Source organism: Blautia pseudococcoides, assembly GCF_001689125.2.
Taxonomy (GTDB): domain Bacteria; phylum Bacillota; class Clostridia; order Lachnospirales; family Lachnospiraceae; genus Blautia; species Blautia pseudococcoides.
The window spans coordinates 4,025,019-4,049,084 of record NZ_CP015405.2 but is presented as its reverse complement, the minus strand read 5'-3'; the positions used below and the strand labels follow the sequence as shown (position 1 = coordinate 4,049,084).

26 protein-coding genes and 7 pseudogenes are annotated in these 24,066 nt (G+C 41.6%); 30 read left to right on the top strand and 3 right to left on the bottom strand.

Translation table 11 applies throughout. The features are described from left to right. Positions 1–179: 179 nt before the first annotated feature. From A4V09_RS19220 to A4V09_RS19200, 5 genes are all read left to right on the top strand, one after another. Positions 180–1,313, top strand: coding sequence for a Fic family protein (locus A4V09_RS19220; RefSeq protein WP_065543744.1), 1,134 nt, complete (start codon positions 180–182; stop codon positions 1,311–1,313). A 62-nt stretch (positions 1,314–1,375) separates the two neighbouring features. Then, on the top strand, positions 1,376–1,924 hold the full coding sequence (locus tag A4V09_RS19215; RefSeq protein WP_065543743.1) for a hypothetical protein: 549 nt from the start codon (positions 1,376–1,378) through the stop codon (positions 1,922–1,924). A 382-nt stretch (positions 1,925–2,306) separates the two neighbouring features. Further along, complete coding sequence (locus A4V09_RS19210; RefSeq protein ID WP_084043808.1) at positions 2,307–2,780, top strand: DUF3268 family zinc-finger domain-containing protein; 474 nt, start codon at positions 2,307–2,309, stop codon at positions 2,778–2,780. Beyond that, positions 2,777–3,334, top strand: a complete 558-nt coding sequence (locus A4V09_RS19205; RefSeq protein ID WP_065543742.1) for a sigma-70 family RNA polymerase sigma factor — start codon at positions 2,777–2,779, stop codon at positions 3,332–3,334. Before A4V09_RS19210 ends, A4V09_RS19205 begins: the two co-directional genes overlap by 4 nt. A 77-nt stretch (positions 3,335–3,411) precedes the next feature. Continuing rightward, positions 3,412–3,810 carry a S26 family signal peptidase gene (locus A4V09_RS19200; protein ID WP_065543741.1) on the top strand — a complete coding sequence of 133 codons (399 nt, stop codon included), beginning with the start codon at positions 3,412–3,414 and terminating at the stop codon, positions 3,808–3,810. A gap of 170 nt (positions 3,811–3,980) precedes the next feature. Here A4V09_RS19200 and A4V09_RS19195 read toward each other — a convergent pair whose 3' ends face one another. Further along, positions 3,981–4,295 (bottom strand): helix-turn-helix domain-containing protein, encoded by a 315-nt coding sequence (locus A4V09_RS19195; protein WP_025641464.1) that lies wholly within the window; start codon positions 4,293–4,295, stop codon positions 3,981–3,983. 148 nt (positions 4,296–4,443) lie between these two features. Here A4V09_RS19195 and A4V09_RS19190 point away from each other — a divergent pair, with 148 nt between their 5' ends. The 15 genes and pseudogenes from A4V09_RS19190 to A4V09_RS19125 all read left to right on the top strand — a co-directional run bounded on the left by A4V09_RS19190 (position 4,444) and on the right by A4V09_RS19125 (position 12,229). Next, positions 4,444–4,959 carry an SLOG family protein gene (locus A4V09_RS19190; RefSeq protein ID WP_065543740.1) on the top strand — a complete coding sequence of 172 codons (516 nt, stop codon included), beginning with the start codon at positions 4,444–4,446 and terminating at the stop codon, positions 4,957–4,959. A gap of 137 nt (positions 4,960–5,096) precedes the next feature. After that, a complete protein-coding gene (locus A4V09_RS19185) occupies positions 5,097–5,561 on the top strand; it encodes a VOC family protein (RefSeq protein WP_025641469.1) in 465 nt (154 codons plus the stop codon). A 46-nt stretch (positions 5,562–5,607) separates the two neighbouring features. Continuing rightward, positions 5,608–6,021, top strand: a complete 414-nt coding sequence (locus tag A4V09_RS19180) for a DUF3788 domain-containing protein (protein WP_065543739.1) — start codon at positions 5,608–5,610, stop codon at positions 6,019–6,021. Positions 6,022–6,087: 66 nt separating this feature from the next. Further along, a pseudogene (locus A4V09_RS19175) lies at positions 6,088–6,327 on the top strand (MBL fold metallo-hydrolase); the annotation flags it as partial. 88 nt (positions 6,328–6,415) lie between these two features. Continuing rightward, positions 6,416–6,889 (top strand): hypothetical protein, encoded by a 474-nt coding sequence (locus tag A4V09_RS19170; RefSeq protein ID WP_065543737.1) that lies wholly within the window; start codon positions 6,416–6,418, stop codon positions 6,887–6,889. A gap of 224 nt (positions 6,890–7,113) precedes the next feature. Beyond that, positions 7,114–7,461 carry a VOC family protein gene (locus A4V09_RS19165; protein WP_285927351.1) on the top strand — a complete coding sequence of 116 codons (348 nt, stop codon included), beginning with the start codon at positions 7,114–7,116 and terminating at the stop codon, positions 7,459–7,461. 49 nt (positions 7,462–7,510) lie between these two features. Continuing rightward, a complete protein-coding gene (locus tag A4V09_RS19160; protein ID WP_195958066.1) occupies positions 7,511–7,675 on the top strand; it encodes a hypothetical protein in 165 nt (54 codons plus the stop codon). A 157-nt stretch (positions 7,676–7,832) separates the two neighbouring features. Next, entirely contained in the window at positions 7,833–8,438 is a 606-nt protein-coding gene (locus A4V09_RS19155) for a hypothetical protein (protein WP_065543735.1), read from the top strand. A 90-nt stretch (positions 8,439–8,528) separates the two neighbouring features. After that, positions 8,529–9,281, top strand: coding sequence for an inositol monophosphatase family protein (locus A4V09_RS19150; protein ID WP_065543734.1), 753 nt, complete (start codon positions 8,529–8,531; stop codon positions 9,279–9,281). A gap of 97 nt (positions 9,282–9,378) precedes the next feature. Continuing rightward, a pseudogene (locus A4V09_RS26205) lies at positions 9,379–9,648 on the top strand (methyltransferase domain-containing protein); the annotation flags it as partial. Positions 9,649–9,667: 19 nt separating this feature from the next. After that, positions 9,668–9,817: pseudogene (locus A4V09_RS27020) on the top strand (DUF3795 domain-containing protein); the annotation flags it as partial. A 10-nt stretch (positions 9,818–9,827) separates the two neighbouring features. Beyond that, complete coding sequence (locus A4V09_RS19140; RefSeq protein ID WP_285927237.1) at positions 9,828–10,643, top strand: CPBP family glutamic-type intramembrane protease; 816 nt, start codon at positions 9,828–9,830, stop codon at positions 10,641–10,643. A gap of 29 nt (positions 10,644–10,672) precedes the next feature. Continuing rightward, positions 10,673–11,005, top strand: a complete 333-nt coding sequence (locus tag A4V09_RS19135) for a DUF3795 domain-containing protein (RefSeq protein ID WP_065543733.1) — start codon at positions 10,673–10,675, stop codon at positions 11,003–11,005. A 43-nt stretch (positions 11,006–11,048) separates the two neighbouring features. Continuing rightward, positions 11,049–11,521: pseudogene (locus A4V09_RS19130) on the top strand (GNAT family N-acetyltransferase). A gap of 102 nt (positions 11,522–11,623) precedes the next feature. Further along, positions 11,624–12,229, top strand: coding sequence for a hypothetical protein (locus tag A4V09_RS19125; protein ID WP_065543732.1), 606 nt, complete (start codon positions 11,624–11,626; stop codon positions 12,227–12,229). A gap of 329 nt (positions 12,230–12,558) precedes the next feature. Here A4V09_RS19125 and A4V09_RS19115 read toward each other — a convergent pair. After that, positions 12,559–13,856, bottom strand: a pseudogene (locus tag A4V09_RS19115) (tyrosine-type recombinase/integrase). A 160-nt stretch (positions 13,857–14,016) separates the two neighbouring features. Then, positions 14,017–14,564 (bottom strand): annotated as a pseudogene (locus tag A4V09_RS19110) (helix-turn-helix domain-containing protein); the annotation flags it as partial. 35 nt (positions 14,565–14,599) lie between these two features. Here A4V09_RS19110 and A4V09_RS19105 point away from each other — a divergent pair. The 10 genes and pseudogenes from A4V09_RS19105 (at position 14,600) to A4V09_RS19055 (ending at position 23,897) form a co-directional block, all read left to right on the top strand. Then, positions 14,600–14,830, top strand: coding sequence for a helix-turn-helix domain-containing protein (locus A4V09_RS19105; protein WP_065543731.1), 231 nt, complete (start codon positions 14,600–14,602; stop codon positions 14,828–14,830). 146 nt (positions 14,831–14,976) lie between these two features. Next, on the top strand, positions 14,977–15,291 hold the full coding sequence (locus A4V09_RS19100) for a DUF3847 domain-containing protein (protein WP_065544865.1): 315 nt from the start codon (positions 14,977–14,979) through the stop codon (positions 15,289–15,291). 328 nt (positions 15,292–15,619) lie between these two features. After that, positions 15,620–17,341 (top strand): annotated as a pseudogene (locus A4V09_RS19090) (MobA/MobL family protein). Beyond that, positions 17,325–18,005, top strand: coding sequence for a DUF6040 family protein (locus tag A4V09_RS19085; RefSeq protein WP_065543729.1), 681 nt, complete (start codon positions 17,325–17,327; stop codon positions 18,003–18,005). Before A4V09_RS19090 ends, A4V09_RS19085 begins: the two are co-directional and overlap by 17 nt. Before the next feature lie 104 nt (positions 18,006–18,109). Beyond that, positions 18,110–18,703, top strand: a complete 594-nt coding sequence (locus tag A4V09_RS19080) for a type IV toxin-antitoxin system AbiEi family antitoxin domain-containing protein (RefSeq protein WP_065543728.1) — start codon at positions 18,110–18,112, stop codon at positions 18,701–18,703. After that, positions 18,704–19,561 carry a nucleotidyl transferase AbiEii/AbiGii toxin family protein gene (locus A4V09_RS19075; RefSeq protein WP_065543727.1) on the top strand — a complete coding sequence of 286 codons (858 nt, stop codon included), beginning with the start codon at positions 18,704–18,706 and terminating at the stop codon, positions 19,559–19,561. A gap of 2 nt (positions 19,562–19,563) precedes the next feature. Beyond that, the gene (locus A4V09_RS19070; RefSeq protein ID WP_065543726.1) at positions 19,564–20,250 is read left to right on the top strand and encodes a response regulator transcription factor; all 687 of its coding nucleotides are present in this window, start codon (positions 19,564–19,566) and stop codon (positions 20,248–20,250) included. Between the two features lie 8 nt (positions 20,251–20,258). Then, positions 20,259–21,296 carry a sensor histidine kinase gene (locus A4V09_RS19065; RefSeq protein WP_065543725.1) on the top strand — a complete coding sequence of 346 codons (1,038 nt, stop codon included), beginning with the start codon at positions 20,259–20,261 and terminating at the stop codon, positions 21,294–21,296. 112 nt (positions 21,297–21,408) lie between these two features. Then, a complete protein-coding gene (locus tag A4V09_RS19060) occupies positions 21,409–22,092 on the top strand; it encodes an ABC transporter ATP-binding protein (RefSeq protein ID WP_065543724.1) in 684 nt (227 codons plus the stop codon). Next, complete coding sequence (locus A4V09_RS19055; protein WP_065543723.1) at positions 22,089–23,897, top strand: ABC transporter permease; 1,809 nt, start codon at positions 22,089–22,091, stop codon at positions 23,895–23,897. Before A4V09_RS19060 ends, A4V09_RS19055 begins: the two co-directional genes overlap by 4 nt. Positions 23,898–24,066: the final 169 nt, after the last annotated feature.

Genomic DNA, 24,066 nt, shown 5'->3' with positions numbered 1-24,066 from the left:
GGTTCTCAATTTAGACCCTTATGTTGATATGAAATCAAAATAAAAAAAGTTTTGGAGGACAAATATTATGACTTAAAATCGTAAATGATAATAAATGAAAAATCTATTTTGAGTTAAGTTGACAAATCAAAATAACGGAGGTATAATAAGAGTGTTATTTTGATTTGGAGGTGTCTTTTATGGGAAGAGCGGGAGAATATGTCAAGAATTTAAGCGGAGAGGCAGAATACAAATCTTTTTGTCCAGCACCACTTCCGCCGTTATTGGAGATGGATGCGGATATGATTACTGCTTTAATTGGGGCGACAAAAGCACTGGCTACACTGGACACTCTTTCTGCTAATATTCCCAATATGAGCCTTTTTATCTCCATGTATGTGCGTAAGGAAGCGTTGTTGTCCTCCCAGATCGAGGGCACACAGGCTACACTGGAGGATGTGCTGGATCCACTCATTGAACAGAATGCAAACCAGAATGTGTCGGATGTCATCAATTATATCAAGGCTACTGAATTTGCACTGAATCGGTTAGAAACTCTGCCGCTTTGTAATCGGCTGATTAAAGAGACCCATGCTGTTTTGATGGAAGGCGTCAGAGGCCAGGAAAAGAGTCCGGGCGAATTCCGGATCTCTCAAAACTGGATCGGAGCTGCAGGAAGCACGCTGAAAAATGCGAGATATATTCCGCCGCGCCCAGAAGACATGCAAAAAGCAATGTCGGATTTGGAAAAGTACATCCATTCGGATGATACGCTGGATATCCTAATCCAAGCGGCTCTTCTTCACTATCAGTTTGAAACGATCCATCCGTTTTTAGATGGAAACGGCCGTGTAGGGAGACTTCTGATTACTTTGTTTTTAATTGAGAAAAAAGCCCTGAAAACACCAGCTCTGTATATTTCCTGTTTTCTGAAGAAAAACCGCATCGAATATTATGACCGTATGAGTGAAGTCAGAAACAAAGACAATTATGAGCAGTGGGTCAGGTTTTTCCTGCAGGCAGTGAAAGAATCTGCTGAGGATGCAACGGAGGCAATCCATAAGCTCTCCGCTCTGCATGACCGTAACGAGGCGGTTGTTAAGCAGATGGGGCGTGCAGCGCAAACAGCAGAAAAACTGTTTTCCTATCTGGAGCAAAACCCGATTATTGATATTAGGAAGACAGCAGATGAATTAGGACTCTCTTTTAGCACAGTATCCGCAGCAGTGGGCAGGTTTGTGAAAGAGGGAATCTTAATGCAGACAAACAATGCAAGCAGAAACAGGGTATTTGCTTATCAGGAATATCTGGATATTTTACGAAAAGACACTTAAAAATTCATATGATTATCATGGGCTGTCCTTAAAAGGGCAGCCTTTTTTAGGAGGAAATGACCATGAAAGTAAAATTGTTAAAAGGAATTCTGACAGTCCTTTCTCTCATCTGTATCCTCTGCATTCCGGCCACACCGATCTATGCGGAGCCGCAGGGAACGGATGGAACGGAAATGCAGGTCATAGAACCTGAGAAACTGGAAATTCAGCTCGGTGCAGACTGGGCTGGAGTAGAATTTCAGCTGAAAACGGATTCCGGGATGTACCCTGGAACCATAGCAGTTGGCGAAGACGGTGTCCTGAGAATGGAACTGGGCGGCAGCAAATCCTATGTGCTGACCTGTATGAATTCCTCTGTATCTGCTCCACAAGCAACGCAAGTCCCTGCCACAACAGAGGAGATGCAAAATGAGAGCAGTGAGAACCAGAAAAGCAATGGTTCAAATAGCGGGCAAGATACAAAGGGCACAGTTGCAGGCATCCCGGTACTTCATCTCGTACTATTTGCAGGCGGCATGGTTTTGGCTGTCGGCAGTTTAGTCGTCATGCAGGTGATGAAAAAACGCAGTGAAAGCGATGTTGAGTACGAGGATGAATATGGAGAGGATTAGTCTCAGACTGATTTCGGAACACACGAGAAATCCTTATAGGAATAATTTGAACAAAAAATTAAAATAAATATTCCTATAAGGCTTGACATGCAGATTTTAATTTGCTATACTATAACCGTGGCAGGGACTTGCGTTCAGGCTCTCGGTACGTTTGTGGTATAGCGTCAGACCTGATTCAAGGGAATTAGGGAACCGTTACGGATTCTGCGCATTGAGCGGATCCATAACAACGCAAGTCATTTGAATATTAAAGCCGGAAGGCTGCTTAAATACTTACAGAGTCAATTTGCTGGATGAGACATTGAAATTCCAGTGCTTTGGCTCTGTATGCTTTTTTGCAGACCTTCCGGCTTTTTCTTTTATCCAAACGGAGGTTAAGACGATGAAAAAACAAAAAAAGAAAAGAAAGGGATTTCAGGCAGGTTCTATGCGTTGCCCTTATTGTGGCAGTCCGGTTATTTATCGGAGTGCGGATGGGATTTATCATGATAACAGTAAAAAAACAATGCTCTATGTATGCGGCCGTTATCCGGAATGTGACGCTTATGTACGAGTCCATGCTGGAACCAATATCCCAGTGGGAAGCCTGGCCAATCATGAACTTCGCACCCTCAGGCGGACCGCACATCACTATTTTGACCAGCTGCACCAGTCTGGGATGATGAGCAAACAGGATGCTTATCAGTGGCTGGCAGACTTAATTTGTGCTCCTTTATCGGAGGCACATATTGGCCATCTGGGGGAATATTACTGCAAACAGGTTATTGAAGAGAGCCGCAGGCTGATGGAGCGCCGTAAATCCGGAAAGAACAGATACCGATTTCGAGCATTAGAAGGGGGCGTGGCAGCCTCATGATATTAACAGGAAAAGAACAGGAGAAGGTTGCAAAAAATATCGGTCTGATACATAGAGTGATTCAGGATAAGCTGCAGCCCCCTTATCAGGTGGGTATGTATTCCTACGAAGATCTTTTTCAGATTGGAAGCATTGGCCTATGCAAAGCTGCTGCAACTGACAAGGGCGGCACGTTTTCCACCTATGCCTATCGGCTGATCTGGCATGAGATCTGTGATGCCATGGTTTATGCTACCCGAAGACAGGCGAAGGAGATTCTCTCCGATGTGACCCCATATATTGCAGCAGAACAGGAAACTCCGGAGGAACTATCGGATTTTCGTATGGACATCAATCGTATACTCGAACAGGCAAAGGCCGAGGCACCGCCTTCCACCAGTAAAGGCATAGACGCCATCTGCATGATGTCAAAAGGATATACAAGCAGTGAAATTGGAGTAAAAATGAATGCTTCAGCAAAACTGGTTTGTGCTTGGGTATCCAAAGCACGGAAGTTCCTGAAGAGCCGGCCGGAGTTTGTGCAGCTTGCAGATGCCTATCATCTGGAGGGGTGACGGGCAGATCATATGGGATGCGGATAGCCTTGATTGGTTTACAGCATCTCGCTTTTTTTTATTTTTGGAGGCAAATTATGAGTAGACTGAAAAAGAGCACATGGAAATGGATAATTCCGTTTCTCATTATGATCATTACATTGATTTTATTTAGGATGATATTTTTGTTGGGTTATGTACCTACGGAGTCTATGGAACCGACATTGAAAAAAGACAGTTATATTGTTGGAGTCCGGATTTATTCCAAACTTGAAACAGGCGATATTATTATTTTTCATCATGACGGGAAGCTGCTGGTCAAGCGGATTGCAGCGGTAAAAAATGAACATATAGAGCACAATGGAATCAGTGTGGCAGTACCGGAGAACTGTTATTATGTTCTTGGAGACAATGCAGGGCATTCACTGGACTCCAGATACTGGGAAGAACCTTTTGTGAGGGAAGAGGATATTATGGCGAAACTGATTTGGCCATAAATTTTTTATCATATTTCAGGCTGTAACAGACATTATGGAAAAGAATGTATTTGAATTAGGGGGGGAGTGGCTCTGACAGGGAAAAAAGTATGAATATAGAATGTTCTGAGGATGGATTTAGGAACACAGAGGAGATAATAAGAAAAAAGCAGCCAATCCGTGTGACCACTTTACTTTTTGCTGTTCAGTTCTTTCATAATGCCGAGGATATATGCCATTAATTTTGGATCCAGTTTCTTTGCTTCTGCAATAAATTCCTGCAGGGTTTCTGGATAAAGATTTTCTTCATCAAAGAATTCCTTTGGTGTTACGCCAAGATATTCACAGATATAGAAGAAGGACTGCATGGCAGGAAGTGATTTTTTGTTTTCAATGTTATTGATGTAGTTGTTTGCCTGCCCCAACGACAATGACATATCGCGTGCAGATACACCTTTTTGTAATCTCAGCTTTGCCAGCCGTTCCGGGACGAATTCTTCATACATCAGACCCACCTCCTACTCTGTAATAGATTGTACCTCATACATTACTTCTATTCGCAAATAGAAAAAGGGTATTTGCGTTGACTTGAAAAAATAAAGCTATTATAATGATGATAGATACAAAATTAAATCTATTAAACGGAGGAACCTAATGGAAGAAAAGACCTGTTGTGTCACAGGACACAGAGATATACCGGATGAACAGATAGACGCGGTAAAATATGCTTTGCGGCGTGAAATTGTAAAGGCGGTTTCGGATGGTTATACCGGATTTATGACCGGATTTGCCAATGGTGCAGACCAATACTTTGCGGAAGTTGTAGTGATTCTGCAAAAGGATTTCCCTGAGCTGCGGTTGATTGCGGTGCTTCCATACTGGAAACGGATGGACAGTCTGTGCCAGAAGGAACATACAAACGCCCTTCTGGATGCCTGTGCAGAGGTTATCGTAATTCAGGATGAATACAGGCCCAATGTCTATGCCAAACGCAACCGTTACATGGTGGAACATTCAGACCGTGTAATTGCAGTGTATGACGGTCGGGAAAAAGGCGGTACAGTTAAGACGATTCGTTTTGCGCACCAATTTCGGAAAGAACTGCGGGAAATACCCGTAGGGTTAAACTTGGACAAAAGCAGGATAAATCTTGGACAAAACCGGAAATGAAAAAGTGGAGGTACAGGCTGCTCTATGGTATAATAAATATTCAACCGTGAAGACCAGTGTCAATTCGGTTGGATTTGAATAAATAATCAATCAACTTATATGAAAATGGGAAACCACAGTTTGAAAGGAGTATTTGCATGAAACACGTATGTATGCTTATATCTGTGGCTGATATTAACGCCGCAAGAAAATTTTATGAGGATCTGTTTGGATTAGAGGTGTTCCAGGATTATGGCAGAAACATTGCTTTTACCTGCGGCCTGGCACTGCAGCAGGATTTTGACTGGCTTGTGAATCTGCCGAAAGAAAAGATATTAAAGAAATCTAACAATGCGGAAATCGTCTTTGAGGAACAGGACTTTGACGGTTTTCTAAACAAGCTGAAAGAATACCCGGACATCGAATATCTGGGAGAAGTGATCGAACATAGCTGGGGCCAGCGGGTGATCCGGTTTTACGATTTGGATGGCCATATCATTGAGGTCGGCGAGGATATGAAAATGGTGATAAAGCGCTTTCTTGCTTCCGGCATGACAATGGAAGAAGTCTCTGTGAAAATGGACGCTTCCGTGGAGGATTTGACAAAACTTCTAAATAGCTAATATATGATGGACGAATAAACAAATCGGGATTTGTGGAGGCGATATTATGCTTGAAAATAAACCATCTCAATCAATTATGACTGAATTACTTGGACAATCCTTGTATGAAGTTTGGCAAGCGCTATGTACGGCTATTGATGAAAAATACGATATGGAACAGTTATGGAATACTGGTGGTAAGAATTGGACTTACGAGTATAAATACCGAAGAGGGGGAAAAACCCTCTGTAGCTTATATGCAAAACGTAATTACGTTGGTTTCATGATTATTTTTGGAAAAGATGAAAGGGTAAAATTTGAAGCGATAAGGGATACTCTTTCTAATGCTGTTTGTAAGCAGTATAATGAGGCGAAAACCTATCATGACGGGAAATGGGTTATGTTTGAACCGACTAATACGGCTGATTTTGATGATTACATGAAATTATTGGCTATCAAAAGAAAACCGAACCGAAAATGAAAAATTTCCGTTTATCGGGAAGTTACAGAGAACAAAAAATCGGAATTTGAAGGGAGTATGCAGGCTATGGATAACTGGTTTACAATAGATAGAGTAGATGATAATACTTATATTATCAGTGAATATCGACATTGGGAAGAAACGCATTGCTATTTATTAAATGGAAGCGAGCGAAGCCTACTTATTGACACAGGACTCGGCATTTCAAACATATACGATGAAGTTATGAAATTCACATATAAGCCTATTACGGCAGTTGCGACACACATTCATTGGGATCATATTGGCGGACATCAATATTTTCCAGTTTGCGCCACAGCCCCGGCAGACCATCGCGCAGCGATTTTGTTCAATCGGGATTTTTGAAACATTCATTAAAGCAGAGGAGGATAAAATGCCATACACATTTCAATCAGTGAAAGACACGGAAAAATTAACAGATAGCAGTAAACTATATAATTTTATTGAAGGCTTTGCAGATTATAAAAATCAGTTTTCTCTTATATACGGTAAAATTAAAGCGTTATTTGGTCAACCAATCTATGAGACAGAAAATTTGGGAAATCTTTTTTTATATCGCATTTTAACGACATCGGATGAAGGGGAAGAAATCCACTTAGAGATTTACTGTGCAGGCTCAGGTCCCGCAGTTGGCGGTATGCAGGATGAAAAATCCAGAAAAGCGGCAAAGGCTTTAGTAAATTATGTCTGGCAGGCCGAACCGGTTAACTACACACATAAAGCTTACTATTTCGACGGACCTACAGTTCTTGAATTCGGAATCAAAAATGGCTCTCCTTATTATAACGAAACGGAGTTAAGACTTTCGGAAAAAGAATTTACGGAACTGTATACACATTTATCGTAAAACCTCAAAATATGTATCCTTTTCCTTTGTTTTTGCCTTTATGAAAGTTCATAACATGAGGGAAAAGGATATAATAGTTAATAAGTGCTATAAATTAGGTCTTATCAAAATTTCAGTTTGTCAAGTTCTTTCAAACCTTTCTTAACTCCTTTAGTTAAGAGACATCGTTTGCAATAGATCTATGGAAGTTTTGTAACCAGGTAGTTGAAGCCAATGGAGGAAACATATATGGGTATTCAGAAAAATATTTTGACTGGCTTGTGAATCTGCCGAAAGAAAAGATATTAAAGAAATCTAACAATGCGGAAATCGTCTTTGAGGAACAGGATTTTGACGGTTTCCTGAACAAACTGAAAGAATATCCGGCCATTAAATATTTGGGAGAAGTGATCAATCATAGCTGGGGCCAGCGGGTAATCCGGTTCTACGATTTGGATGGCCATATCATTGAGGTCGGCGAGGATATGAAAATGGTGATAAAGCGCTTTCTTGCTTCCGGCATGACCATGGAAGAAGTTTCTGTGAAAATAGATGCTTCCGTTGAGGATTTAACAAAGCTTCTGAATAGCTAATACATGCTGGACGAATAAACAAATCGAAAGTTGGAGAGGTGGTATCTATATGGAAATTAGAACGATAGACAATGAACAAACAGCTGATGCAGTTGCACTTATATGGACAACATTTTTACAGTTTGAAGCCCCTGATTATTCTGATGAAGGAATACAATCGTTTAGAAATTTTATTGAAGATAAAGCCATTTTGAAATACACTTGCATAAAATGATTGGATTGAAGAGTACAGATGATGTTGCTATGAAAATAAAAGCATTGCTGTAAGTTCTGGTTACAGAACTAATTTAATGTCGCCTTATTGGCAAAGAACGATGAGCCGCCTTAGGCGGAGAAAGCGTATGTCAAGATGGAAGAAAGGCCGAATGTAAATGAAAGAAATTATTAACTTTATTGAAATGAATGTGGATGGCAGAACGCTGGTTACAAAGGAATTGGTTTACAAACTGGAAAATGGTGCGTTACAGGGCGTATATGCTGACCAAATATCCTTTTCTAATCTGAAATATTCGCAAAGTGGATTGCAGATAGATATGTTTATTGTATCTAACGAGAAAATATGGCTTGTTGGTAAGGATGGGAAACGAGAGAAATTGAGAAAGGATTTTAGTGCTGTATCCCTGTTTCGTTTTGAACTGGCGAGGCGAAAAAGCACGAATGCAATTACAGGTTGTTTTCGTTTTATTTCAGCTTCAGGAAAAAATGTGGCGGCAGAGGCTATTGTAAGTGGAATTTATGATGTGCGCATTGAAAATGGTGTGTTGAAATTGTCGGAAGATCAGGCGCTGTACCGGGATCAGCCTATACAAGGTGAGCGTTTTAAGCCTGTTGCTTTTCAATCAGAACATCGTTTTTATTGCGAGGACGGAAAACTGCACTATGAATATGATGGCAGAAGTTTTGACGTAGACGCCAAAACTATGCAGCGTTGCGATAGTTGCGATGCATTCCCTCCGTTTATTTCAATCGAGAAGTAAGCCAATCAATTCCAGTTTGCTGAGTTCTTTCAACCCTTTTTTCTAACGATGTTTTGTAACCAGTGATTGTAGCCAATGGAGGAAACGAATATGGATATCCAGAAAATTATCAGTTTAGTAACAAAAACGCAGGTATTAATAAAAAACCGTGAAATGGCCGCTCATGTAAAAGAGAAGGGTCTTGCAGACTACGTAACGCAGGTAGATATTGCCGTGCAAAATTTTTTAAAGAAGGAGCTGTTTGCCCTTGCGCCGGATATTCAATTTCTCGGAGAAGAAACCGGATTGCAGGAAATAAAGGCGGATCGCTTTTGGATCTTAGACCCGGTTGACGGGACTACCAATCTCATGCACGACTATCAGCATAGCGCTGTATCGTTAGCGCTGTGCCGTCAGGGAGAAATTGATATGGGAATCGTATACGACCCTTTCCGTGAAGAAGTGTTCTCAGCGATTAAGGGAAAGGGCAGTTTCCTTAACGGACAGCCCATACATGTATCAACCGCAGAAAAACTATCCGACACGATGGTTGGGCTGGGGACAGCGAAAAGAGAGCTGGCTGATGAAAACTTTGTCCGATTCCGCAGAGTGTTCGGCCAGTGCCAGGATGTCCGCAGGATTGGGTCTGCCGCTCTGGAACTGGCATATACCGCATGTGGCAGACAGGGAGGCTATTTCGAGATATATCTGAATCCCTGGGATTATGCTGCAGGTATGCTGTTAATTCAGGAGGCGGGAGGGCGGGTAACTGATTTTACGGGAAAGCCGCTTGATCCGCGAAAAGGCGGCAGCGTAGTGGGAACAAACGGATACGTCCATGCGGAACTGTTAAATCAGTTGTGAGTTGTGTGTTCCCCTTTCGGAAACTGGTGAGAATATAGTAATACTTTTAAATAGCTAATACCTCGTGGACGAATAAACAAATTGCATTTTGGAAGAGATGGAAATGGAAACTAAGCACCCATCTATGTTAGACTTGTTGCTTGAAACACATATTGGATTGGAGAGCCAAGGCCCCGGAAGTTCCGAAGTCATCGAACAGGCTCTTGGATTTATTAAACCACTAAATAAGTTTTCACGAATTGCAGATTTAGGATGTGGAACTGGGGGACAGACTATTCATTTAGCGCAGCATCTGCCCGGTACTATTACTGGCTTGGATATGTTCGCTGACTTTATAGAGAAATTGAATGAAAATGCAAAAAGCATGAATTTGGGAAATCGAGTAAAACCTTATGGAAAACAGCGGAGCTGTCCATCAACATGGTTTGGAAAAATTCATGGAGGAACAGAAAGAGAAATACATCTGCCAAAAATGTGGTGGAATCATTTCTATTCACGATAGAGAATGTAGTGAGTGTCAAGAAAAAATGAATTAAGGAAATCCGAATGGGAGGAACGCAATCATTGTCAGATAGAAAAGTCATATTACAGTTTACAGTTTTAACCTTTTGTATTGCATATGGTGTATCTGGTGTTTTGATTGCTCTTGGGCAATTCGGATATAAGGTTTATAGTTTGGTTAATTCTTTACAACAATTTGCAATGAATATACCTTTTGCTATCTATATTTTATCTCCCGCGATTGCCTCTTATGTTGTTCTGAAGAAGAATAACAATGTAACAGGTTTTCCAGAATGGTTAAAAACAGTCTTTTTTGCAAAAAATAAAATTTCCGTCTATTTGTTTATTGTAACAGGGATTGCTTTGTATTTTGGGACACACATAATTGTATCGGGCTGTGATGGAATAGCGCTTCCCTTTTACATGTTTTTTCTGTCCTTGCCAGGGAATTTCATCATTGGCGGCATGGAGGAAGCGGGGTGGATGTATGTATTGCAACCCAGATTGGACAAAAAATACGGCTTTGTTCTTTCTTCTTTTTTAGTTGGAATGATTTGGGCATTTTGGCATATCCCTCTCTTTTTTATTCCCGGAACGAATCACTGTGACGGGCTGATTAATTTCTGGATGTTCAATGTTCAAGTCATGTCGTTAAGTTTTTTTAGAGGGGCAATCTACAAAATAGCAGGAAAAGGCTATGTGTTTGTGTATGTGCTTTTCCATACTATGTTCAACGCTGCATCCTCTCTGTTTGGCTCCATAATGATGACGTGGACGGGAACGATTGCCGCAAATGCTGTAATGATTCTTTTTTCAATAACAATCATTACTGTATACAACAAATCTAAGAAAATAAATTAAAAAATTATGATTTTAGGAGGTACATATCTATGAAGGATAGGATTGCATACTGCGGATTGGACTGTGAAAAGTGTGACGCATATCTTGCAACAATCAATGACGACCAGGCGTTGCGTGAGAAAACTGCAAAACGATGGGCCGAGTTAAATAATGCTCCCATTTTACCTGAACATATCAACTGTGAGGGATGTCGGGTTGATGGAATTAAAACTGTATTCTGCGATAGTCTTTGCGGAATTCGCCAGTGCGCATTGAAAAAAGGTGTGACGACATGCGGTGACTGTTCAGACATGGAAAAATGTCAGACTGTTGGGGAGATTATCTCAAATTGTCCCGAAGCTTTGGATAACCTGAAAGGGTAAACAAGATACTCTGACAACTTTCATTTTATTGAGGATAACACAAATGAATTTAACTTTTAGAAATGCAGAACGGAAAGATACTTTGTTGATCCTGCAATTTATCAAAGAACTTGCAGATTACGAAAAAAAGCTGAACGAAGTAGTGGCTGACGAGGCCACGCTTGAAACATGGATTTTCGATAAACAAAAGCAGAAGTCATTTTTGCTGTTGAAGATGGAAAAGAGGTTGGATTTGCGCTGTTTTTCCAAAACTTTTCTACGTTCTTAGGACGAGCCGGTATTTATCTGGAGGATCTGTATGTCAAACCGGAATGCCGCGGGAAAGGTTATGGAAAAGCTCTTTTGAAAAAATTAGCATCCATCGCTGTGGAACGTGGCTGCGGACGGCTTGAATGGTGGTGCATTGACTGGAACAAACCCAGCATTGACTTTTATCTGTCGCTTGGAGCAGAGGCCATGTCTGATTGGACAGTCTATCGTATTGCAGGCAATACATTAACACAGCTTGCTGAGTAATATCAGTGACATGGCAGACAGAGAGGCCATTTTGGGGTATTCTGAATCCTTGGGATTATTGGTTAAGGCGGTTTTCAAGATGAATGAAAGGATGGGTGCTTAATGAAAGAAATTATAAACTTCATTGAAGAGAATGTAAATGGCAAAACGCTGTTTACAAAGGAATTGGTTTATGAACTGGAAGATGGTACATTACAAGGCGTATACTCTGACCAAATATCATTTTCCAATTTTAAATATTCGCAAAGTGGATTTCAGATAGATATGTTTATTATATCTAACGAAAAAATATGGCTGATTGGTAAGAAAAGAGAACGAGAAAAATTAAGAAAGGATTTCAGCTCTGTATCCTTGTTTCGTTTTGAATTGGCGAAACGAAAAAGCACAAACGCAATCACGGGTTACTTTCGTTTTGTTTCTGCTTCAGGGAAAAATGTGGCAGCAGAGGCTATTGTAAGTGGGATTTATGATGTACGTCTTGAAAATGGGGTGCTGAAATTATCGGAGGACCAGGCTTTATATCGAGATCAGCCGATACAAGACGAGCGTTACAAGTCTGTTGCTTTTCAATCGGAACATCGTTTTTATTGCATAGACAGAAAACTGCACTATGAATACAATGGACGGTCTTTCGATGTGGATCCTGAAACTATGACGCGCAGCGATAGCTCCGATACATTTCCGCCGTTTATTTCAATCGAGAAGTAGACCAACAAATATTTGAGGCGATTCTACGAAAAAGCCGCTTGATTCGAGAAAAGGCAGCAACGGAGCAGGAACAAACGGATATTTCCATACAGAACTGTTGAATCTGCTTTGAACTGTGTGTTTCTTTTACGGAAATTGACGAGATATAGCAATACTTTTAAGGAGCTAATATCTCAAAGAGGAATCGACAAATCACAATTTGTGGAGAGATTTCTTGAACTTTCCTTATTTTACAGGCTTTCCAGCCCCTTAGATAGTGAAATGATATGTATTTTCCCTTATTTTTGCCCTTATGCGGAATCCGCAAGGGAAATAAGGGAAATTTTTAGTTAAGCATTGCTCGCTACTTTATCAAGAAGTCTTGCGGAATCCCGCTTTGCTTTTCTTGTTGAGTGAGCGTAAATATTCATTGTGGTACTGACATCAGAGTGTCCTAACAGTTCCTGTACATCTTTCGGAGCAGCCCCATTGGAAAGCAGGTTGCTGGTGTAAGTGTGACGCAACTGGTGAAAATGAAAATCTTCAAATCCTTCCAGCTTCTTTGCCACTGATCTGCATACAATGCTGAGTGTACTCGGCAGTTCCAAAGAGCCATCTGGTCGCAGGCAGACAAAGGAGATTTCTTTGTAGTCGGCTGGGACTTCCTGTGTTCCGTCAAGATGATAGTATTCATAATATATCCTGTTTTTTACATGCACTTCTTTGTAGTAATTGCGGTGATATAGTTCACCATATTGCATCCGGTTTTTGAGCTGTTCTTTTCTGACAGCTTTCAGTATTTCAGTCAGAGTATCGCCAAAATCAACAATCCTTACTTTCTTTCGCTTTGTTGGTCCGATAATATTTTTGTGTTTCATTCCGTCGTAGCGGATACTGCGTTTTATGGTAAGGCATTGTTCCTCAAGGTTAATGTCCTGCCATGTAAGGCCACAGGTTTCCCCGATACGGAGTCCGGCATAATATGCAATCTGGATTGGCAGAATGGCAGGTGGATTTTTCTTTTCCAGATAGTTGATAAGTCTCTCATAGTCTTCGTGTGAAATTGGCTGTGTGCCTTCTTCTACTTCATCATCGGAAAACAGATCGACTTCTTCAGCCTGCCTTTTCAACTTGATATATTGCATCGGATTGAAGCTGATTAGCTGTTTTGGAAATACCGCAAAACGGAAAGACTGCTGTAACACTGCGGAAAAAGAATGGATATAATCTTTGCTGTATCCTTTTCTTACTTTTCCATCAGGAAATTCGCCACCGAATGTAAGCAGATCGAGGAAACTCTGTAAATGTTCAGCAGTAACCGTTTTCAACTTGCGTTCTGCAATCGGGTGTTTCTTGATACATCGGATTGCACCAAGATAATTTTCCACTGTACTATTGCTGAGTGTTCCAACTTTCAGTTCTTCTTCCGCCCACATATCCAGAAGTTCTCCTACCGTAAAACTGTCTGCCTTTGCGACAAACTTCTTATTTTCATAATCTTCCAGTGCTTTGCGGAGAAGCTTTTCCGTCTCACTTTTGCTCTCGGTTCCGGCATATTCCTTCTGAACCATTTTACCGCTTGCGTCCTCTACATAGAAGCGATAGTACCATTTTTATCCTTTTTTTTTCTAACAGATCCTTTTGCCATAATCGTATGTCTCCTTTCGATATCAGACAATCGGAACTGTTGAAATGCTTCTTGCGTGTAGGCATCTTATGGACAAGTCCATAAGCCAATTCGCCACTCGTCAAATCTGTAAACAGCTTGACTCGCTTGCGCTCATTTTATCATAACTCCGATTATCTTACTATACCGATTCAGAATCTTCGTACATAACTTCGGATAAAAGATTTGCAAGCCTTTGTTCTGCTGTTTCCGGTTTCTTGGAATAGAGCCTTACAATATCTGCCATGTCGTTAAATGCGTTGACAGTATGGGTGATCTCCCTGAGAAACATAATCTCGTTATATTCATCGTTCGATTCAAACCCCATTACTTTGGCAATGTCCGCTCTTTGGGATTGCCCTTGTAATTCTTGCAGGCGTGCTGGAATGAATCCAGAAACAGTTCATATTGCTTTAACATTAATAGCAGTAAGTCTTTAGAAAAAGCATCTTCTGTTTTAGTAAGGTCAAGAGGTAACTGTTTGAGAATATCACTCATCGCATCACGAATCTGTAATTCCCTTTTATCCGTAATGTCGGTTTCATATTCATCGGTTTCCCCTTTGAGCCATTCAATAGATACATGAAGTGCTTCCGAGAGACCTTCCAGCACCATCTTTTTGGTATTGTCAATCGAACCGTTCTCATAACGCAGGATTGTAGAAGCTGTAACTCCCATCTTCTCTGCGAAAATTGAATAATGCAATTTAAAAGGAAGGTGATCACATGACGCAAAGAAAGCTTGCTTTATCTATTGAGGAAGCTGCTGATTATACGGGAATCGGCAGGAACACCCTGAGAAAACTGGTGGAGTGGAAGAAACTTCCGGTATTAAAGGTCGGGAGGAAAGTCCTGATTAAAACGGATATGCTGGAACTCTTCATGGAAGCCAACGAGGGCAGGGACTTGAGGGATAAGGGAAATGTGAAAGCAGTCACAAGAAACGGTTCAGCTTAAAAAGGCGGTTTCCGAAGAAACCGCCAAAGGTTCTATCAGACCGAAGTCATGATATACCTACACGCAAGCAGATTATACCATGTATTTCGTCTGACGGACAACAGGAAACTTATGTTTGGAAGAAAAGAGAAAGGACGATGATATTTATGGCAAGATCAACAAAGAGTTATGAGGAGCGTATGCTCCAGTTGGAAAAGAAAGAACAGGAAAGCCTTGAGAAAGCGAAACAGTACGCAGCACAGAAACGGGAACTGAAGAAACGTCAGAAATATGTGGAAACGAAAAAACGAACCCACAGGCTCTGCCAGATTGGCGGTGCGGTGGAATCAGTGCTTGGCTCTGCGATTGAGGAAGAAGATATTCCAAAGCTGATCGGCTTCTTAAAAAGGCAGGAAGCAAACGGAAAGTTTTTCTCAAAGGCAATGCAGAAAGAGCCAGTTGCAAATACGGAGGAAGTGTAATGCCGGAGGGAGTGGGTTTTCCATTCCCTTCATTGCTTTTTCATGAAGGGCGCACTTATGGACAACCAGAGGTTGTCCGTATAAGTTTGCCACAGGTGGCAACCGGTCTACGCTTACGCTTGCCGGGCTCGTTCCGTCGGCGGGCATTTCATGCAGACCTGCTCATGCCGCAGGAGGCACTCTTCGCCAGAGGGGCGCATTCCATGCAGGCTGTTATGCACAGGGCACTCTTACGCAGAGGGCGTTCCGGCAGATACTATTTTCTTTTAGGAAAAACGTTACTTGCCGGAAATCAAAGCCGGATACGGCAGAAAGGGGGAAACAGATTATGGCAATCTTCCATTATACAGTAAAGATTGTTGGACGGAGCAAAGGAAAATCTATCATATCAGCGTCTGCCTATCTTAATGGTGATGTGATGAAAAATGAAGAAACAGGCAGGATCAGCTACTACACTTCAAAAAAAGAAGTTGTTTATGCCAGCCTGATGATGTGTAAAAATGCACCGCAGGAATGGCAGAATGTACCTGCTGAAAATATCAAGTGGTTTCAGAAATCTGTCCGATATAAAAGGGCAGATAACAAAGAAGCTGCACTGGAAAAATTCAAACTTACCTTTCAGAAACAGCGTTTATGGAATGAAGTTTTGAAGATTGAGAAAAATTCAGATGCACAACTCGGCAGGTCGTTTGAGTTCTCACTTCCGAAAGAATGGAGCCGACAGGAACAGATTGAATTTACAACGGACTATATTCAGAAAAACTTTGTAGACAAAGGCATGTGTGCCGACTGGAGCATACATGATAAGGGTGATGGGAACCCACATGTGCATCTGCTTGTAACCATGCGTCCCTTTTAGCCAGATCATTCGTGGGGAAATAAAGAAGTCAAAGACTGGGATTTTGTCAGAGATACTGACGGAAATATCGTGGTTGATGAATCCCATCCTGACTGGTGGCAGGATAAAAAGAACCCTGACCGCCATGGAATCCGAATCCCAGTACTGGACGAAAACGGCAATCAGAAAGTCGGTGCAAGGAACCGCAAACAATGGAAACGGGTGCTGACTGATGCTACCGGGTGGAGCAATCCCAGAAACTGCGAATTGTGGCGGAGCGAATGGGCGAAAGTCTGCAATGCACATTTAGCGGTGGAACAACAGATTGACCACCGGTCCTATGCAAGACAGGGAAAACTAGAAATCCCTACAATTCATGAAGGTGCGGATGCAAGAAAGATTGATGAGAAATTCCAGAATGGACAGGTGCAGACCGCTTCATGGAAAGTAGAGGAAAACCAGATTATAAAAAAACAAAATTCACTGCTGAAAAAGATACAGACCAGTTTCGGAAAAGTGTCTGGTGCATTATCACAGTGGAAGGAGCGATTGAATGTCCTTAGAAGAAAGCCGGGAAGTCATTCCCATGATGGAGACAATGATAAACCAGATCGAGGAACAGCAGAACCTTATGGCAGAGATGGTAAAGGAATTGCAGGAACGGGACAGACAGCTTTTGTCCTTTCAGGAGCAGAACCAAAGTTTGCAAATCTTAAACAGCGAGTTATCCAGGCTGCTGAATCTTTTGCCAGATACAGAAGAACTGCTCTCCCAGATCGAACAGCAGAAAAACAGAATCGAACAGTTGGAAAACGAGAATCAGCAATGGCAGGAATTAACGCAGAAGCTGAACAGAGAGAACAGTTTATTGCTGAAACAGAACAGCGAATTGCTGACCTTAAACAGCAGATAGAGAAAGCGAGGGAGATTGATGAACGGATGCGTAAACTTAGAGAACGTCGGGCAGGTGGAAGAGCTTCTGCTGATGACGGAACAGATGCAGGACGAACTGGATCAGAAAGACCAGACGATTATGGAACTGAACAGGCAGCTAAGCGAATCGCTGACCTTGAACGAGAAATTGAACAGCGAAAACAGAGCCGAGAATATCGAAGCATTGCGGACAAGATTAAAGCAAACAGAGGAACAATTAACCAGCGAGACAGACAGCAGGAAAAGAGCCGACGCAGAAGTCGTGGCATGGAAATTTAGATACAAAAAAGCAGAACAGGAAAAATGCTATGCACAGACACACCAAAAGATGGTCGAGATACCTGTTGAGAAAAAGGTGCCTTATGAGAAATGCAAAAAATGTGACCGCACTGCTTACCAGAAAGCAAAAGAGAAATGCGATAACCGTAAAATCCAGCTTGAAAAGAAATATAAAAATATGATGGTTGGTTATGAAAGTCTTATGTTTCTGTTGGCATGGTACAGCATAGCAACAACACTGTTTACCGCTGTTCTTTCTCCGGTTTTCCTTAACGATTGTATCACCTTTTTTGGTGCGTTAGGAAAAGGAATTGGAGGTTTGTTTCGAGAGCTTGTGACAGGTGCAGATTCTTTCGGACAGTTAAGTAGTGGAATTCCAAACCGTATCGTTTCCGGGATTGTGTACTGGCTGATTGCTGGTGTTGTTATTGGAATTTTATTCGTAATAACAGGATTACTGATAATCGGGATTGGATATCAGGTAGGAAAAATCTACCGGAAATATTGTTGGGATATCATCAGCATCATTGTGGCAATAATGAGTACAGCTATTGCAATCTACTTTGGAGACTGGATAAAATCTGTTATTCCAATAAATCTTATTACGTTGTTACTACTGGTGCATGCGATTTATATAGGGATTAGATGCTATGTGAAAGATTAGCGGGACGAACGGGATATTATTAAAATTTAATTTTTCATTGGTGCTATTTATATTTACTTTCGTGCTAATGTGTATTATTATATTAGCATGAAAGGGGATGCTATATGACTCAATTTGAAAAATTAGATTTGTTGTTGCGTGAATGTGGGGGGACAATTCAGACATTTCAAGTTATAAATAATGGAATTAGTAAATCTATGTTTTATTCATATGTGAAGGAACGAGGATTAGAACAAGTTGCTCATGGTGTGTATGTATCGCCGGATACATGGACAGATGCGATGTACATTTTGCATTTACGTTGTAGTCAGGCTGTATTTTCTCACGAAACTGCATTGTTTTTTCATGATTTAACGGACAGAGAGCCTTTGAAATACACCATAACAGTAAGAACTGGATATAATCCAAGTCGTTTGCAGGAAGACGGTTTTCAAGTGTATACAGTAAAAAAGGATTTACATGAAATAGGGATTACGACTATGCAGACATCATTCGGGCGTTCAGTTCCGGTTTATGATATGGAGAGAACGATTTGCGATCTGCTTCGCAGCAGGAAAAATATTGAGATGCAGGTCTTTCAGGATGCATTAAAGCAATATGCTAGACGCAAGGACAAAAATTTGCGGATGCTTATGAAATATGCCTCCATGTTTCATGTTGAAAAGATACTAAGACCATATTTGGAGGTGTTACTTTAAATGATAACAACGGCAAGACAATTAAAGAATTTGATTCGTAATCTGTCAAAGAAAAAATCTGCTGATGCACAGATTTTGATGCGGAATTATATGATGGAACGTTTTTTGGAACGAATTTCTTTATCCGAGTATAAAGACCGGTTTATATTAAAGGGTGGAATGTTGGTGGCAGCAATGGTTGGTCTGGATGCCAGAGCTACCATGGATCTGGATGCAACTATAAAAGGCGCTAATGTTAGTGTTACGGATGTAGAGACGATTATATCAAAAATTATATCAATACCTATAGATGATAGTGTTTCATTTCGTATTAAACGAATATCAGAAATCATGGAAGAAGCAGATTATCCGGGGGTTCGCGTAAGCATGGAAACCAAGTTTGATGGAGTGATCACACCATTAAAGATTGATATTTCCACTGGGGATGTAATTACACCAAGAGAAATAAGGTATAGATTTAATCTTATGCTTGAAGATCGTACAATTGAAGTGTGGGCATATAATATGGAAACCGTATTGGCTGAAAAATTGGAAACTGTTATCAGTCGAAGTGTTACGAATACACGCATGAGAGATTTTTATGATATCTATATTTTACAAAAGTTATATGGAGAACAGTTCCAAAAAGAAGTATTATGGAATGCACTTGTGGCTACAGCCAGAAAACGAGGAACATTGAAACAGATAGAATCTGGGGACACAAGAGAAGTGTTTGATGAAGTTGAAACAAGTTCTATTATGGAAAGTTTATGGAACGCATACCAAAAGAATTATTCTTACGCTGCTGATATTCCATGGCATAGCATTATGAAATCAATCCGAACACTTTATGAAGAGATACACAGAGAAAGGATTTAAAAATGAGTAAAATATTTCTTTTAGAAGATGACCTGAGTCTTATAAATGGTCTTTCATTTGCTTTCAAAAAGCAGGGATTTGACACCTGCATCGCCAGAACGCTAGGAGAAGCATATGAACTATGGGCAGATGGAAAATATGACTTGCTGGTGTTGGATGTATCATTGCCGGATGGCTCAGGATTTGAATTTTGTAAGAAGGTACGACTTGCATCAAAGGTACCTATCATCTTTCTTACTGCTTCAGATGAAGAAACAAGTATCATTATGGGGTTGGATATTGGCGGAGATGACTATATCACGAAACCTTTCAAATTGGGCGTTCTCATTTCAAGAATCAACGCTCTGCTTCGCCGGGCAAATTCTTTTCAGGCAATAGATACAGAATTACAATCGAATGGTATTAAAGTTCTTTTGCTACAGGGACAGGTTTTCAAAAATGGGGCATTGCTTGATCTGACTGCCGCAGAATATAAGCTGCTGTGTCTGTTTATGAGAAACCCGAACATGGTACTTACCAAAGAACAAATTTTAGATAAGCTATGGGACTGCGATGGAAATTATATTGACAGCAGTACCCTTACCGTATATATGAGGCGGCTGCGTATAAAGATCGAGGATAATCCGAGTGAACCACAAATGCTTCTGACAGTTCGGGGAATGGGGTACAAATGGAATGTGATTGGGTGAGGTGGACTATGAAAATATTTGCAAACAAAGAAATCAAAAAATTGTTTCTTACAGTATCCGTTATTTGGGTAGCCTCCCTTCTGTTGACACAAGGGTTCTTATGGTTGTGCTATCAGCGGTTTTCTTTGTTCCTATTGCTCGTTTTCGTATTGGCAGGAGGGGCTATATTGGCGGTGTGTTGTTCCTATTTCAAAAAACAAAATCAAGTCCTGGAACAGGCGGTATCACAGCTTCATGAGTATCTTGACGGCGATTACAATGCCCGTATTGAATGTGATGATGAGGGCGAACTATATCGGTTGTTTCATACTGTCAATTCTCTGGCGGCTGTCTTAAATGCTCATGCAGATAACGAACTCCGGGAAAAGGAATTTTTGAAAAATACAATCTCTGATATTTCCCACCAACTGAAAACACCGCTGGCTGCTTTGAATATTTATAATGGTCTGCTTAAGGACGGGGATATGGAATTGAGTGCGGTAAAAGAATTTGCTGATTTATCCGAACAGGAACTTGACCGCATTGAAACACTGGTGCAAAACCTGCTCAAGATTACAAAACTGGATGCCGGTGCCATCGTGTTGGAAAAGACCACAGAGAATGTGGCGGATATGATGCGGGATATTGAACTGCATTTTGCATATAGAGCCAGACGGGAAAAGAAGAAAATCATTTTGTCTGGCTCGGATCATCTTTCTCTTTTCTGTGATCGTGATTGGCTGTCTGAGGCAATCGACAATATTGTGAAAAATGCGTTTGACCATACGGAAAGTGGTGCTACTATCCGCATTGCGTGGAAGGCATTGCCATCCGGTGTTCAAATTGTGATAAAGGATAATGGATGTGGCATCCACCCAGAGGATATACATCATATTTTCAAGCGGTTTTATCGCAGCCGTTTTTCCAAGGACAAGCAAGGGATTGGACTGGGTTTACCTCTGGCAAAGGCAATCGTTGAAGCACATAACGGCACCATTGAGGTTGACAGCGAATTAGGCATAGGGACAACCTTCACAATGAATTTTCTGATTCCTACAAAATTGTAGGCTGGTTGTAGGGTTACAGTAATATTCAGGTGCTATTCTTTCAAACATAGGCAGGACAAATAAAGACAGCCTGCCTATACGGTAAAATCATTCAGAAAGAGGTGTTTGCACTATGAACTTATTAGAGGTCAAAAATATAAGTAAGACCTATGGCAGCGGAGAAACCGCAGTCAAGGCATTGAAGGATGTTAGCTTTTCTGTCCCAAAGGGCGAGTATATAGCAATCGTCGGGGAATCCGGTTCCGGTAAAAGTACGCTACTGAATATGATTGGTGCTTTGGACACGCCGACATCGGGCAAGGTGCTGATTGATGGCAAGGACATTTTTTCCATGAACGATCGGAAGCTGACCGTGTTCCGACGCAGGAACATCGGTTTTATCTTTCAGGCGTTCAACCTGATCCCGGAGTTGACCGTGGAACAGAATATGGTTTTTCCGTTGTTGCTGGATTACCAAAAGCCGGACAAGAGATATTTGGAGGAACTGTTGACGGTGCTGAATTTGAAAGAACGTCGCAATCATTTGCCCAGTCAGCTTTCAGGTGGTCAACAGCAGAGAGTGGCGATTGGCCGCGCATTGATTACCCGCCCTTTTCTGATTCTGGCAGACGAGCCAACAGGAAATTTGGACTCCCAAAACAGCAGCGAGGTTATCGCATTGCTCAAAGAAACATCGAAAAAATACGAGCAGACCATCATTATGATTACTCATAACCGCAGCATTGCGCAAACGGCAGACAGGGTATTACAGGTATCGGATGGCACTTTGACTGATTTTGGGAGGTGCCGTGAATGAAAAGTTATCTTAGTCTCATTCCCATCTCTGCTAAAGTCCATCGCCGTCAAAATCGTATGACGCTGCTTTGCATTGTATTTGCTGTATTTATGGTGACAGCAGTATTCAGTATGGCTGAAATGGGTGCTCGGATGGAGTATACGCGGCTGCTTGGAAAGCATGGTAAGTTGTCCATGACAGATTTACTTGGAAGTTACATGGGACAATCGCTTCTCCTGGTCGCTTGTGTCCTATTCCTGCTGATTCTGATTGCAGGTGTTTTGATGATTTCCAGCAGCATGAACAGTACTGTCGCACAACGGATCAAGTTCTTCGGGATGATGCGTTGTATCGGCATGAGTAAACAGCAGATTGTACATTTTGTGCGGCTGGAAGCATTGAATTGGTGCAAGACCGCCGTTCCCATTGGCCTTGCGCTGGGCGTTGTTACGACATGGGGGCTGTGTGCGGTATTGTGTTTTCTGGTGGGCGAAGAATTTTCTAACATTCCGCTCTTTGGTATCAGCATCATCGGCATTGTCTGCGGTATCCTTGTGGGCGTTATTACCGTTCTTCTCGCCGCAAATGCTCCGGCGAAGCGGGCTTCCAAAGTATCCCCTGTTGCAGCGGTGTCTGGAAATGTGGGCAATGAGAAAACAATCCGCCATGCAGCCAATACCCGCTTTGGAAGAATTGAGACGATCCTTGGTATCAACCATGCTGTTTCGGTGAAGAAGAACTTGATTTTGATGACAGGCTCTTTTGCACTCAGCATCATTCTGTTTTTGAGTTTTTCCGTATTCGTCGATTTTGTGGCCTATCTGATGCCGCAGTCTGTTGCCACATCAGATATTGATATTGCAAGTGATGACGGCAATACGATTCCCCATGAGCTGCTTGTTTCTATTCAGGGAATGGACGGTGTAAAAGAGGTCTATGGACGTCGGAGTGCGTTTGATCTTCCAGCTTCCATTGATAAGAATGTAAGTCCTTCCGATACCGTCGATTTGATTTCTTATGACGATTTCGATTTGCAGAGCTTGAAAAAAGACGGCGATTTGAAAAAAGGCAGCGATCTGTCCAAGGTCTACGGAAATAGCAGCTTCGTATTGGCCACATCCGATGCGGACAGCACATGGAAAATTGGTGATACGATTCAGATTCAAGGGGAAACTCTTACGATAGCCGGACTGCTGAAAAATGATCCGTTCAGCAGTGATGGTCTGACAAATGGTAAAATCACGCTGATTTCTTCCAGCGATACCTTTGTCCGCCTGACTGGAGAAGAAAATTACTCGCTTGTGATGGTACAGACAACAAGTGATGCGACAGACGAAGATGTTCAGGCAATTCAAACCGCCGCAGGAGAAACATTCAGCTTCCGTGATAAGCGTGACGAGCGTACATCAGGAACCTATATGGCCTTTGTGTTCTGTGTCTATGCGTTTCTGACAATCATTGCTCTGGTGACGGTACTGAACATTGTCAATAGCATTTCCATGAGCGTATCCGCAAGGATGAAGCAATATGGAGCGATGCGGGCAATTGGAATGGACGAACGGCAAGTGACAAAGATGATTGCAGCTGAAGCGGTGACTTATGCTACGCTGGGGTGTGCTACGGGCTGCATCATTGGCCTGCCGTTGAGCAAACTGCTATATGATTTCCTTATTGCTGAGCATTTTCCTTATGCCGTTTGGCACTTCCCGCTGGAATCACTTTTAATCATTCTCTTGTTTGTTTCGTTCGCAGCAATCGTGGCATTTCTCGCCCCGTCAAAGCGCATCCGCAGTATGCCAATCACAGCGACGATCAATGAATTATAGTTTCATATTTTGATCTGCCGGACGATAGCAAAAGAAAAAAGTCATCGTAAAGTAGGCAATTTGAAACGGCGGCTTTGAAAAAAATCAGAGCCGCTGTCTCTTTGCATTTATACAAACTTATGATGACTTTTGGGATACAGTAGCGATATGCAGTTAATATGGTATATTT

Coding starts and splice junctions, on each gene's coding strand:
- A4V09_RS19125 (WP_065543732.1), top strand. CDS start 11,624: ATGAAAGAAATTATAAACTTCATTGAAGAGAATGTAAATGGCAAAACG.
- A4V09_RS19150 (WP_065543734.1), top strand. CDS start 8,529: ATGGATATCCAGAAAATTATCAGTTTAGTAACAAAAACGCAGGTATTA.
- A4V09_RS19070 (WP_065543726.1), top strand. CDS start 19,564: ATGAGTAAAATATTTCTTTTAGAAGATGACCTGAGTCTTATAAATGGT.
- A4V09_RS19105 (WP_065543731.1), top strand. CDS start 14,600: ATGACGCAAAGAAAGCTTGCTTTATCTATTGAGGAAGCTGCTGATTAT.
- A4V09_RS19170 (WP_065543737.1), top strand. CDS start 6,416: ATGCCATACACATTTCAATCAGTGAAAGACACGGAAAAATTAACAGAT.
- A4V09_RS19135 (WP_065543733.1), top strand. CDS start 10,673: ATGAAGGATAGGATTGCATACTGCGGATTGGACTGTGAAAAGTGTGAC.
- A4V09_RS19080 (WP_065543728.1), top strand. CDS start 18,110: ATGACTCAATTTGAAAAATTAGATTTGTTGTTGCGTGAATGTGGGGGG.
- A4V09_RS19065 (WP_065543725.1), top strand. CDS start 20,259: ATGAAAATATTTGCAAACAAAGAAATCAAAAAATTGTTTCTTACAGTA.
- A4V09_RS19100 (WP_065544865.1), top strand. CDS start 14,977: ATGGCAAGATCAACAAAGAGTTATGAGGAGCGTATGCTCCAGTTGGAA.
- A4V09_RS19185 (WP_025641469.1), top strand. CDS start 5,097: ATGAAACACGTATGTATGCTTATATCTGTGGCTGATATTAACGCCGCA.
- A4V09_RS19180 (WP_065543739.1), top strand. CDS start 5,608: ATGCTTGAAAATAAACCATCTCAATCAATTATGACTGAATTACTTGGA.
- A4V09_RS19200 (WP_065543741.1), top strand. CDS start 3,412: ATGAGTAGACTGAAAAAGAGCACATGGAAATGGATAATTCCGTTTCTC.
- A4V09_RS19215 (WP_065543743.1), top strand. CDS start 1,376: ATGAAAGTAAAATTGTTAAAAGGAATTCTGACAGTCCTTTCTCTCATC.
- A4V09_RS19195 (WP_025641464.1), bottom strand. CDS start 4,295: ATGTATGAAGAATTCGTCCCGGAACGGCTGGCAAAGCTGAGATTACAA.
- A4V09_RS19060 (WP_065543724.1), top strand. CDS start 21,409: ATGAACTTATTAGAGGTCAAAAATATAAGTAAGACCTATGGCAGCGGA.
- A4V09_RS19190 (WP_065543740.1), top strand. CDS start 4,444: ATGGAAGAAAAGACCTGTTGTGTCACAGGACACAGAGATATACCGGAT.
- A4V09_RS19155 (WP_065543735.1), top strand. CDS start 7,833: ATGAAAGAAATTATTAACTTTATTGAAATGAATGTGGATGGCAGAACG.
- A4V09_RS19210 (WP_084043808.1), top strand. CDS start 2,307: ATGAAAAAACAAAAAAAGAAAAGAAAGGGATTTCAGGCAGGTTCTATG.
- A4V09_RS19140 (WP_285927237.1), top strand. CDS start 9,828: ATGGGAGGAACGCAATCATTGTCAGATAGAAAAGTCATATTACAGTTT.
- A4V09_RS19160 (WP_195958066.1), top strand. CDS start 7,511: ATGGAAATTAGAACGATAGACAATGAACAAACAGCTGATGCAGTTGCA.
- A4V09_RS19205 (WP_065543742.1), top strand. CDS start 2,777: ATGATATTAACAGGAAAAGAACAGGAGAAGGTTGCAAAAAATATCGGT.
- A4V09_RS19055 (WP_065543723.1), top strand. CDS start 22,089: ATGAAAAGTTATCTTAGTCTCATTCCCATCTCTGCTAAAGTCCATCGC.
- A4V09_RS19075 (WP_065543727.1), top strand. CDS start 18,704: ATGATAACAACGGCAAGACAATTAAAGAATTTGATTCGTAATCTGTCA.
- A4V09_RS19220 (WP_065543744.1), top strand. CDS start 180: ATGGGAAGAGCGGGAGAATATGTCAAGAATTTAAGCGGAGAGGCAGAA.